Raw genomic sequence first — 11279 nt, forward strand, 5'->3', positions numbered from 1 at the left:
CCCCTGGGCGAAGCGGATGATCGGCGCACTGTCGTTCATCCCTATGTTTCTTCCGTCCAGGAGAAGACTTGATGCGTTGCTCCCTTGCTGCAGCCATTGCGGTGGCGTTGGCCACTGTTGCCGTTCCTTCGTTCGCGCAGGTCGCTCCCTCGGCGCCGGGCGTCGCCGAGATCACCACCCAGCTGCCGCGCACGGCCAAGCCGCTGCACTACCGGGTGGAGATCACCCCGCATGCGGAGCAGATGCGTTTCGACGGCAAGGTGAGCATCGACATCGAGGTGTTGTCGGCCACCGACCGCATCGTGCTGCAGGCCGCTGCGCTGGAGTTCGGCGACAGCCGCCTCAGTGATGGCGGCAAGGGCCAGCCGCTGGTCGCCAAGGTCAGCGTCGATGCCGACAACCAGACCGCCACCTTCGCCTTCGACAAGCCGCTGGCACCGGGGCGCTACACGCTGAGCACCGCGTACCGCGGCACCATCAATACCCAGGCCAACGGGCTGTTCGCGCTGGATTACCCGACCGACTCGGGCAAGAAGCGCGCGCTGTTCACCCAGTTCGAGAACTCCGATGCGCGGCGCTTCATCCCCTCGTGGGACGAGCCGGGGTTCAAGGCCACCTTCGACCTGACCCTCAACGTGCCCAGCGCGCAGATGGCGGTGAGCAACATGCCGGCCACCGCCACCCGCGAGCTGGGCAACGGGCTCAAGCAGGTGGTCTTCCAGACCACGCCGAAGATGTCGACCTACCTGCTCTTCATGTCGGCCGGCGAGTTCGAGCGCAGCGCCGTCACCGCCGACAACGGCACCGAGATCGGCGTGGTGGTGCCGGCCGGCAAGCTGTCGCAGGCGCAGTTCGCGCTGGACGCCAGCCGTGACGTGATCGCCGAGTACAACGACTACTTCGGCGTGCCGTATCCGCTGCCCAAGCTCGACAACGTGGCCGCGCCGGGCGGCAGCCAGTTCTTCAGCGCGATGGAGAACTGGGGCGCGATCTTCACCTTCGAATACGCGCTGTTGCTGGACCCGGCGGTTTCCAGCGTCTCGGACAAGCAGGCGGTCTTCAGCATCGCCGCGCACGAGATCGCGCACCAGTGGTTCGGCAACCTGGTGACCATGGCGTGGTGGGACGACCTGTGGCTCAACGAAGGCTTCGCCACCTGGATGGAAGGCCGCACCACCCGCAAGCTGCATCCGGAGTGGGACCTGAACAACGTCGACGCCGCCATGACCAGCCGTGGTGCGATGGGGCGCGATGCGATGGCGACCACGCATCCGATCGTGCAGCACGTGGCCACCGTGGAGCAGGCCAGCCAGGCCTTCGACGGCATCACCTACGGCAAGGGCGCGGCGGTGATCAGCATGTTCGAGGACTACGTGGGCAGCGACGCATGGCGCGATGGCGTGCGCAGCTACGTGCGCGCTCATGCCTACGGCAATGCGGTCACCGATGACCTCTGGCGCGAGATCGCCAAGGCGGCGCCGGACAAGCAGTTCATCGAAGTGGCACACGATTTCACCCTGCAGCCGGGCATCCCGCTGATCCGCAGCGCCAGCGCCTGCATCGACGGCAAGACGCGGGTGACGCTGCAGCAGGGCGAGTACACCATCGACCGCAAGGACAAGCAGCCGTTGCGCTGGCGCGTGCCGGTGACCGTGCGCGGCGCCGACGGCAAGGACGTGCGTACCCTGGTCGACGGCAGCGCCACCGTCGACCTGCCGGGCTGCGCCGGGCCGGTACTGGTCAACGCCGGGCAGAAGGGCTACTACCGCACGCTGTACTCGCCGGAGCAGTTCAAGGCATTGAGCGACGGCTTCGAGCGCCTGCCGGTGGTCGACCAGCTCGGCGTGATGATGGATGCCAGCGCGCTGGCAGCCGTCGGCCTGCAGCCGGAGGCCGATACGCTGGACCTCACCGCCAAGGTGGCCGGCGATGCGCCGCCGGACCTGTGGCAGCGCGTGTCGCGCACGCTGGGTGGGTTGGACGACCTGTTCGAAGGTGATGCCACGCGCCAGGCGGCATTCCGCAAGTACGCCTACGCCCGCCTGGAGCCGGTGCTGGCCTCGCTGGGCTGGGATGACCGGGATGGCGAATCGGCGCAGACGCGCCAGCTGCGCGGCGGCCTGATCGCCATGCTCGGCGCGATGGACGACCCGCAGGTGATCGCCGAAGCGCGCCGCCGCTTCGCCGCCTTCCTGGCCAAGCCCGAATCGCTGTCGCCGGAGTTGCGCCGCACCGTGCTGGGCGTGGTCGCACGACACGCCGATGCCGCGACCTGGGAGCAGTTGCATGCCCTGGCGAAGAAGGAGACGTCCTCGATGGTGCGGGACCAGTACTACCACCTGCTGGCGCAGAGCAAGGACGTGGCGCTGGCGCAGCGTGCACTGGACATGGCCTTGACCGAAGAGCCGGGCGCGACCAACGGTGCCGGCATGATCGGCGGCGTGTCGCGCGAGCACCCGGACCTGGCCTTCGACTTCGCGGTGGCCAACCGCGAGAAGGTGGAGACGCTGGTGGACGGTACCTCGCGGGCAGGCTACTTCCCGCAGCTGGGGGCCTCGGCCGACAACCTGCAGATGGTCGACAAGATCAACGCCTTCGCCGACAAGTACATCGCCGCCACCTCGCGCCGCGATGCGGAGACGGTGATCGCCGGCATCCAGACGCGGGTGAAGCTGCGCGCCGAGCGCAAGCCGCAGGTGGATGCCTGGTTGCGGAAGAACGGGTATTGAGAAAATGGGGGCTGAGTTGTTGCGGTGAAGCGGTGACGCGGCCCTCACCCCAACCCCTCTCCCGCAGGCGGGAGAGGAGCTCAGTTCCCTGCAGGTTGAAGCATTACTCGCAATTGCTGCTTTGAAGCCCCTCTCCCGTGTACGGGAGAGGGGTTGGGGTGAGGGCAGCTTCTAGCTCTCAGCCCCCAGCGCCCAAACAAAAAGCCAGCCGGTTCGCACCGGCTGGCTTTGTCACATCAGGCCAACGCAGAAGCCGATCAGGCTTCCACGTCTTCCTTGTACGCATCCACCGGGATGCAGGCGCACATGATGTTCTTGTCGCCGTACACGTTGTCCACGCGTGCCACCGGCGGCCAGTACTTCTGCAGCTTCAGCGACGGCAGCGGGAAGGCGGCCAGTTCGCGCGGATAGGCGTGGGTCCACTCGCTGGCCGACACCGCGCCGGCGGTGTGCGGGGCGTGCTTGAGCGGGTTGTCCTCGCGGTCCAGGCGACCGTCCTCGATGGCCTGGATCTCCTCGCGGATCTGGATCATCGCGTCGATGAAGCGGTCCAGCTCGTGCTGCGATTCGCTCTCGGTCGGCTCCACCATCAGCGTGCCGGCGACCGGGAAGCTCAGGGTCGGGGCGTGGAAGCCGAAGTCGATCAGGCGCTTGGCCACGTCCTCGGCGCCGATGCCGGAGGTCTTCTCCAGCGGACGCACGTCCAGGATGCACTCGTGTGCCACCAGGCCGTTGCGGCCGGTGTACAGCGTCTTGTAGTGCGGGGCCAAGCGCTTGGCGATGTAGTTGGCATTGAGCAGTGCCACCTGGGTGGCCTTGCGCAGGCCGGCGGTGCCCATCAGGGTGATGTACATCCAGCTGATCGGCAGGATCGAGGCGCTGCCGAAGCTGGCCGCGCTGACCATGCCGACCGGGCCGTTGTCACCGAGCTTGCCCGGCAGGTACGGGGCAAGGTGCGACTTGACCGCGCACGGGCCCACGCCCGGGCCGCCGCCGCCGTGCGGGATGCAGAAGGTCTTGTGCAGGTTAAGGTGCGACACGTCCGAGCCCCACTTGCCGGGCTTGGCCACGCCGACCAGGGCGTTCATGTTGGCACCGTCGGTGTACACCTGGCCGCCATGCTGGTGGATGATCTGGCAGATCTCGACCACCTCTTCCTCGAACACGCCGTGCGTGGACGGGTAGGTCATCATGATCGCGGCCAGGCGGTCGCTGTACTTCTCGGCGTTGCGGCGGATGTCATCGACATCGACGTTGCCGTTGGCATCGGTCTTGGTGACCACCACGGTCATGCCGCACATCTGCGCCGAGGCCGGGTTGGTGCCGTGCGCCGAATCCGGGATCAGGCAGATGTCGCGATGGCCTTCGCCGCGCGAGCGGTGGTAGGCGCGGATCGCCAGCAGGCCGGCGTACTCGCCCTGCGCGCCGGAATTGGGCTGCAGGCTCACCGCGTCGTAGCCGGTGCATTCGACCAGCATCGCTTCCAGACCGTCGATCAGCTCCTTGTAGCCCTGCGCCTGGTCGGCCGGTGCCAGCGGGTGGATGTTGGCGAACTCCGGCCAGGTCACCGGGATCATCTCGGCGGTGGCGTTGAGCTTCATGGTGCAGCTGCCCAGCGGGATCATGGTGCGATCCATCGCCAGGTCCTTGTCGGCCAGCGAGCGCAGGTAGCGCAGCATCTCGTGCTCGCTGTGGTGCGTGTTGAACACCGGGTGGGTCAGGAACGCACTGGTGCGCAGCAGGCCCTTGGGCAGGGCATCGGCGGTGGCGGCGTCCAGTGCATCGACGTCGACCGTGGCGCCAAACAGCTGGCCCAGCGCGACGATGTCGGCGCGGGTGGCGGTTTCGTCCAGGCTGATGCCGACCGCGCCTGCATCGATCACGCGCACGTTGATGCCCGCGGCCACGGCCTTGGCCTGTACCGCCGCGGCGTCGACGCCGGTGACGTGCAGGGTGTCGAAGAAGTCATTGCCGACCGCAACGCCAGCGGTACGCAGTGCGCTGGCCAGGATCGCGGCCAGGCGGTGGGTGCGGCGGGCGATGCGCAGCAGGCCTTCCGGGCCGTGGTAGACGGCGTACATCGAGGCCATCACCGCCAGCAGCACCTGGGCGGTGCAGATGTTGGAGGTGGCTTTCTCGCGGCGGATGTGCTGCTCGCGGGTCTGCAGGGTCAGGCGGTAGGCCGGCTTGCCTTCGGCATCGACCGACACGCCGATCAGGCGGCCCGGCATCGAGCGCTTGTAGGCGTCACGGCAGGCCATGAAGGCCGCATGCGGGCCGCCGAAGCCGAACGGCACGCCGAAACGCTGGCTGTTGCCGATGGCGATGTCCGCGCCCCATTCGCCGGGAGCGGCGATCAGGGTCAGCGCGAGCAGGTCGGTGGCCACGGCGACCAGGCCCTGGCGGGCATGGATGGCCTCCACCAGCGCCTTGTGGTCACCGATGTGGCCGGTGGTGTCGGGGTACTGCAGCAGCACGCCGAACACGTCGGCGGTCATGGCTTCGGCCGGGGTGCCGACCTGCAGCTCGATGCCCATCGGCTCGGCGCGGGTGCGTAGCAGTTCCAGCGTCTGCGGGTGCACGGCGTCGTGCACGAAGAACACCTTGGACCTGGACTTGGCCGAACGCTTGGCCAGGGTCATCGCCTCGGCGGCAGCGGTGGCTTCGTCCAGCAGCGAGGCGTTGGCGATCTCCATGCCGGTCAGGTCGGCGACCAGGGTCTGGAAGTTGATCAGCGCTTCCATGCGGCCCTGCGAGATCTCCGCCTGGTACGGGGTGTAGGCGGTGTACCAGGCCGGGTTTTCCAGGATGTTGCGCAGGATGACGTTCGGCGTGTGGGTGCCGTAGTAGCCCTGGCCGATGAAGCTGCGCAGCACCTTGTTCTTGCCGGCGATGGCGCGGATCTTGGCCAGCGCCTCGACCTCGGTGAGCGATTCGGGCAGCGCCAGCGGTGCCGGCGACTTGATCGAGCCCGGCACGATGGCGTCGGTCAGGGCTTCAAGCGAATCATGGCCAACGGTGCGCAGCATCTGCGCGATTTCTGCATCGTTGGGGCCGATGTGGCGGTCGACGAACGCGGAGGAGTGTTCGAGTTCGCGCAGCGAAGGGGTGTTCTGGGTCATGGCTGACGTCCGGAGAAGGCATGCAGGGCTGGGGCGGTGAGCCAGGCAAGCACCGGTACGGCCCCGCTGCCGCGCAGGCGGCATCACGGCCGGCAAGCCGGTGGCTTGCCTCGCGCCCCTCTGTCCTTTTGCCTGAGAGTTTGGAAGCAACGCGACGAGGATCGTGTGCTTCGTGCCCCTTCGGCGCCGGATTGAACCGGTCTCTCCAGAGTTTTGGTGCAGGTGGTATCGGGCCTGAGCGATTTACGGGCGTTTGCGCCTTCGGCAGCGGGGTCAGCCGCTTCTCCCACCGTGTTCGTACAGCCCGCCGATTATAGCCCGGGGCAGACCTGCGCACCGGCTTAGATTACCATTCCGTTCCCGGCCCGAAGATCGCGCGTTGCACGCGGTGGGCGGGGAGGCCGGTACCGCGGGCTGACGCGGGTTCATGTCCGGATAAACAGGCGCGATATGGCCGCGCGGCGTTACCGTGTCCGGCCCTGTTCATTTTTCCCTCCCGCACCGGTCTGCCTGCCGGTGCCGATGCACGTTGTTCCACAGGAAGCCATGAAAGCAAGCAAGCAGGTTTCGCTGCGACGGATCGCCGCGCTGGTGGCCGGGTTGTCGATGTTCGGCCCGTTCGCCATCGACGCGGTGTTCCCCGCGTTCCCGCAGATCGGCGCGCAGATGGGCGCCGACAAACTGGCCATGCAGCAGGTCATCAGCGTCTACCTGCTCACCTATGCGCTGATGAGCCTGGTCCACGGCGCGCTGTCCGATGCGCTGGGCCGCAAGCGGGTGATCATCGGCGGGCTGGTGGTGTTCATCCTGGCCTCGATCGGCTGCGCGCTGTCGCGCGACATGGGCTCGCTGCTGCTGTTCCGCGGCCTGCAGGGCCTGTCCGCCGGCGTGGGCTACATCATCGGCCGGGCGGTCATCCGTGACCTGTACGACGGCGACGACGCCCAGCGGCTGATGAGCCAGGTGTCGATGATCTTCTCCATCGCCCCGGCCATCGCCCCGATCATCGGTGGCTGGCTGCTGGGCTGGAGCCATTGGCAGGGCATCTTCTGGTTCCTGGTGGCGTTCTCCACGCTGCTGCTGGTGGTTACCTGCCTGTGGCTGCCGGAAACCCACCCGCCGCAGGCCCGGCTGAGCCTGCGCCCGGCACGGCTGGCCCAGGATTACTGGAGCATCGCGGTCAACCCGCGCTTCCTGCGCCTGGCCCTGGCCGGCTCGCTGGGCTTTGGCGGGCTGTTCCTGTACATCGCCTCGGCACCGGCCTTCATCCTGGACCTGCTGCACCTGAACGAGCAGCAGTTCGCCTGGTTGTTCATCCCGACCATCGGCGGCATGGCGCTGGGCGCCTATGCCTCCGGCCGCGCGGCCGGGCGCATCGCCGGCGCGCGCGCGGTGCGGATCGGCTATGCGTTCATGGCGGTGGCGGCGGTCTACAACATTGCCTACAACGCGCTGGCCCCGCAGATGAGCGTGCCGTGGGCGGTGCTGGCGCTGACCCTCAATTCGTTCGGCGTGGCGCTGATCTTCCCGATCCTGAGCCTGGCGATCCTGGACATGTACCCGCGCCAGCGCGGCACGGCCTCCTCGATGCAGGCCTTCAGCACGCTGGTGACCAATGCGGTCATCGCCGGGGTGTTGTCGCCGCTGCTCAGCCGCAGTGGCCTGAGCCTGGCCATCGGCGCGGCGTTGTTCGCGCTGGGCAGCGGGCTGATGTGGAAGTGGGAGCGCATCAGCCAGCGTGCCCAACGCAACACCCCGGCGGCCTGATCCATCTTCACCCCCGATCGGGGACACTATCCCTGCCGCCATCAGCGGCGACGGCAAAGAGCACACCACGATGTCGATTCAATCCAAGGGCCGCCGCGAGGCGAAGAAGAAGCTGGCCGAGCGCGCCCGCAACCAGGCCGAGGCCAACCCGGCACCGAAGGCCAAGGTCGAGCCGCACGCCGAACTGCGTGACCAGCAGCGCAGCCTGCTGGCGGGCATCGTCCGCCGCGACGGCGAGTGGGTGCTGGGCATGGACGGCAAGATCGCCGGCGAGACCACCAGCGCCGCACGCGTGCTGGCGCTGATCATGCAGGCCGCCGAATGGCACGAGAACAACAACACCCCGGTGCGCCTGATGTATTCCGACGCACTGAAGGACGCCGCGCACGCGGAGGTGGCCGAGCAGGGCATCGATTTCGACACCTACAAGCGCAACCTGGCCGGTGAGCTGGGCGTGGGCGCGAAGCGCGCCGCTGGCACGCATTGAGCGTCTGCGGGGAAGTTGCCGGATCAGCGAAGGCGCCGAGGGCGCCTTTGTTGTTTCTGCGGCAGGCGTGTCACCTGGAGCGGCAGGCCCATCCCTTCAAGGTGCAGCGATGTCGCCCCTGTGCCGGTGATCTCGCATGGGGCGCCGGCATTGCCCGTTGAAGCGGCACGGATGTCGAAAAAAGCGTCAGTCATGCCGCTTCGGATGGCACGCATCGGGAGGGATGTGCCAGCGATGCCGCGGGAAGTGGCAACGATGCCGGGAAAAGCGGCAACGATGACGCCATGGGCCCCGACGGCACGCCGACCCGGTTGCCAGGGATCCGCAGGAGCGGCCTTCCATCCAGCCGCCTGGCCCGGTAATCAGTCCTCTTCGATCCGCATGCTGCCCAGCACCTGCTCGGCCTTGGCCTGCAGGTTCGGGTCGCGGTGAGCGTCGGTGTAGCGGTGGTAGTAGCGCAGCTCGTAGCCAACATCGGCGTAGCGCGGCGAACCGCAGGACAAGGTGTATTGCTCGGCCCATTGCCGTTGTCCATCGGCGGCGGGTTGCCGCAGCTCAAGCCGCAGGTGGATGCTGGCGCAGCGCTTGTCCGCCGGGTATTCCCTTACCTGCAGGTGGTTGATGGTGGCGACGGGACTGTTGGAGAAGTCCTGCTCCAGCTTGCGCCGGATGTTCTCGATGTAGCCGGAAAGGGGCTGGTCGGGACATCGGGCCGGGTCATGTAGGCCTCGATCTTCCTGCTGTCGGTGGTCGAGCCCGCGTTCCAGTCGACGCTGAGGTTTGCGCTGCCCCACTTGTCCTGTTTCCAGTCCTTGCCCGCCGGCGGTGTGAACGTGAAGCCGAAGGCGCGATCGCGTTCGGTGTAGCCGACGCGGAGGGGCTCGGTGTGTTGTGCCGCCCATCCGGCCGCAGTGTGCGTGGCGAGCAGGAGGAAAAGCACGGTGCGTGCTGCAGGGGGCATTCGGGTCTCCAGGAGTAGGCGGGCAAGATGTTCATGCCAATGCGGGCTGTCAATGTCGGGCCGGTGGAGCCTGTCCCGCATCCGCATGATCTCCGTCATGCGCCTGACCGTGGATGAACGAAGGGCGCCGAAACGGCGCCCTTCGTGGTCAACCTGGTCCGTCGTGTTTACGGCGTGGTCGTCGGTGCCGCGACGGCCGCCGGCGGCGCGGCCGTCCAGCCGCACATCTGGCCTTCGTTCTGCTGCTTCAGCCATTCCTGCAGCGGGGCGAAGTATTCCAGCATCGGGCCGGCGTCGAGCTTGTCGTTGCCGGTCAGCTCCTTGAGCGTGGCCTGCCACGGCTGGCTGGAGCCCTTGCTCAGCATCGCCCAGAACTTCTGGCCGGCTTCCTTGTTGCCATAGAAGCTGCACTCGTTGAGCGGGCCGGTGTAACCGGACGCATCGCACAGGCCCTTGTAGAACTGGTACTGCAGGATGCGCGCCAGGAAGTAGCGCAGGTACGGGGTGTTGCCCGGCACGTGGTACTTGGCGCCGGCGTCGAAGAACTCCTCGCCGCGTGCGCTGGCCGGGGCCACGCCCTGGTACTGGGCCTTCAGCTCCCACCACTTCTGGTTGTACTGGTCCGGCTTGATCGAACCGTCGAACACGCCCCAGCGCCAGCGGTCGATCATCAGGCCGAATGGCAGGAACGACACGCCGGACATTGCCATGCGCATCTGCGCGTTGATGGTGGCCTCGCGGCTTTCCTGCTGCGCACCGACCAGGCCGATCGAGTTCAGGTACTTCGGCGTCATCGCCAGCACGATGGTGTCACCGATGGCCTCGTGGAAGCCGTCGTTGGCACCGCCCTGGAACAGCGGCGGCAGCGGGTTGTAGGCCAGGTCGTAATAGATATGGCCCAGCTCGTGGTAGATGGTGGTGAAGTTTTCCTCGGTCGGGGTGATGCACATCTTGGTGCGCACGTCCGGGCCGACATCCTTGCCGTCACCGCCCATGTTCATGTCCCAGGCGCTGGCGTGGCAGACCACGTTGCGGTCCATCGGCTTGATGAACTGGGTGTTCTGCCAATAGCTCTCCGGCAGCTTGGGCATGCCCAGCGACACGTAGAAGTCCTGCGCGCGCTCGGTCATCTGCCGGGCGGTGGCCAGCTCCGCGTCACGCTGTGCCTTGAAGCGGCTCGCCGGGTCGCTGCCACCGGCCTTGGCCAGGGCGGCGCTGAGGTTGGTCTGGTACTGCTTTTCCAGCGCGGCGGTGATGTCCAGGCTGCCCGCGTTCGGGTACGGCGCGGTCATGTCCCACAGGTTGCTCCAATCCTGCTGCCACATGTTGCCGGTCAGGTGCGCGGCGATCATGCCGCCGCCAACTTCCGCCTTGTCCTTGCCGTATTCCTTGTCCAGCTTGGCGCGGGTATAGCAATGCACCTGCTCGTACAGCGGCTTGACCTGCTCCCACAGGCGATCGGTTTCCGGGCCAACCTGGTCGGCCGGCATGTCGTAGCCGCTGCGCCACATCTGGCCGGCATCGGTATAGCCCAGTTCGCGGGCGCCTTCGTTGACCAGTTCGACGAAGCGCTGGTAGTTGGCGCGCGACGGCACGGCGGTGGACTGCCAGCCCTGCCAGGCATCGAGCTGCTTGTCGTAGTCGCGCGAGGTGGCCAGTACCTTCTCCAGATCACCCAGCTGGCGGCAGTTGCGGCTGTCGCCTTCGCCCACGCAGTAGGTGCCGGCGCCGTAGTCGCCTTCCAGCTTGGTGGCGATGGCCGCCAGCTCGGCCAGCTTCTGCGGGTCACGCGGGGCGGGCATCGAGGTCATCAGCTTGAGCAGGCTGATCGCGCGGGCGGTGTCGGCGCTCATCGGCTGGCCCTCGTACTTGCCGGCCTGCTCGATCCAGCCGTTGAGGGTGGTCAGCCAGCGCTCATTGGCCTTGGCGGCCACGCGCGCGGAGTCGTCGTTGATGTAGGTGGACGATAGCCACTGCGCCGAGGTCATCTCCGGGTACATCGCCTTGTACTCGGCGTTGACGCGGGCGATGAACTGGTCGGCGCTTTCGGCCGGTGCGGCGGCGCTGGTGGCCGGCTTGGCGGCCTCCGGCGTGCCTTCCTTCTTGCAGGCAGCCAGCGAGAGCACGGCCACGCCCACGGCGGCGGCCAGCAACAGAAGACGATGTTTCACGGAAATCCCCGGTAATGGTTGCGAATACCGGCGAAGGCTAGT

General features: G+C 67.2%; 6 protein-coding genes and 1 riboswitch. Of the genes, 3 read left to right on the forward strand and 3 right to left on the reverse strand.

Annotation, left to right across the window (positions count from 1 at the left end):
- The first annotated feature begins 71 nt into the window (after positions 1-71).
- Positions 72-2729, forward strand: a complete 2658-nt coding sequence (locus VA603_RS02090) for a M1 family metallopeptidase (protein WP_132864556.1) — start codon at positions 72-74, stop codon at positions 2727-2729.
- A gap of 257 nt (positions 2730-2986) precedes the next feature.
- Here the strand turns inward: VA603_RS02090 and gcvP are convergent, their stop codons facing one another.
- On the reverse strand, positions 2987-5851 hold the full coding sequence (gene gcvP / locus VA603_RS02095) for an aminomethyl-transferring glycine dehydrogenase (RefSeq protein WP_323437801.1): 2865 nt from the start codon (positions 5849-5851) through the stop codon (positions 2987-2989).
- Positions 5852-5961: 110 nt separating this feature from the next.
- Positions 5962-6070: riboswitch (glycine riboswitch) on the reverse strand.
- Between the two features lie 327 nt (positions 6071-6397).
- On the opposite strand from gcvP, the gene VA603_RS02100 reads away from it, so the two are divergent.
- Both VA603_RS02100 and VA603_RS02105 read left to right on the forward strand, forming a co-directional pair.
- On the forward strand, positions 6398-7618 hold the full coding sequence (locus tag VA603_RS02100) for a multidrug effflux MFS transporter (RefSeq protein WP_313255496.1): 1221 nt from the start codon (positions 6398-6400) through the stop codon (positions 7616-7618).
- A 70-nt stretch (positions 7619-7688) separates the two neighbouring features.
- On the forward strand, positions 7689-8105 hold the full coding sequence (locus VA603_RS02105; protein WP_132864553.1) for a hypothetical protein: 417 nt from the start codon (positions 7689-7691) through the stop codon (positions 8103-8105).
- 362 nt (positions 8106-8467) lie between these two features.
- Here the strand turns inward: VA603_RS02105 and VA603_RS02110 are convergent, their stop codons facing one another.
- The gene (locus VA603_RS02110) at positions 8468-8899 is read right to left on the reverse strand and encodes a hypothetical protein (protein ID WP_323437802.1); all 432 of its coding nucleotides are present in this window, start codon (positions 8897-8899) and stop codon (positions 8468-8470) included.
- Positions 8900-9233: 334 nt separating this feature from the next.
- Complete coding sequence (locus tag VA603_RS02115; RefSeq protein ID WP_323437803.1) at positions 9234-11237, reverse strand: M2 family metallopeptidase; 2004 nt, start codon at positions 11235-11237, stop codon at positions 9234-9236.
- Positions 11238-11279 lie beyond the last annotated feature (42 nt).

This window comes from Stenotrophomonas capsici (assembly GCF_034961085.1).
Classification (GTDB): domain Bacteria; phylum Pseudomonadota; class Gammaproteobacteria; order Xanthomonadales; family Xanthomonadaceae; genus Stenotrophomonas; species Stenotrophomonas capsici.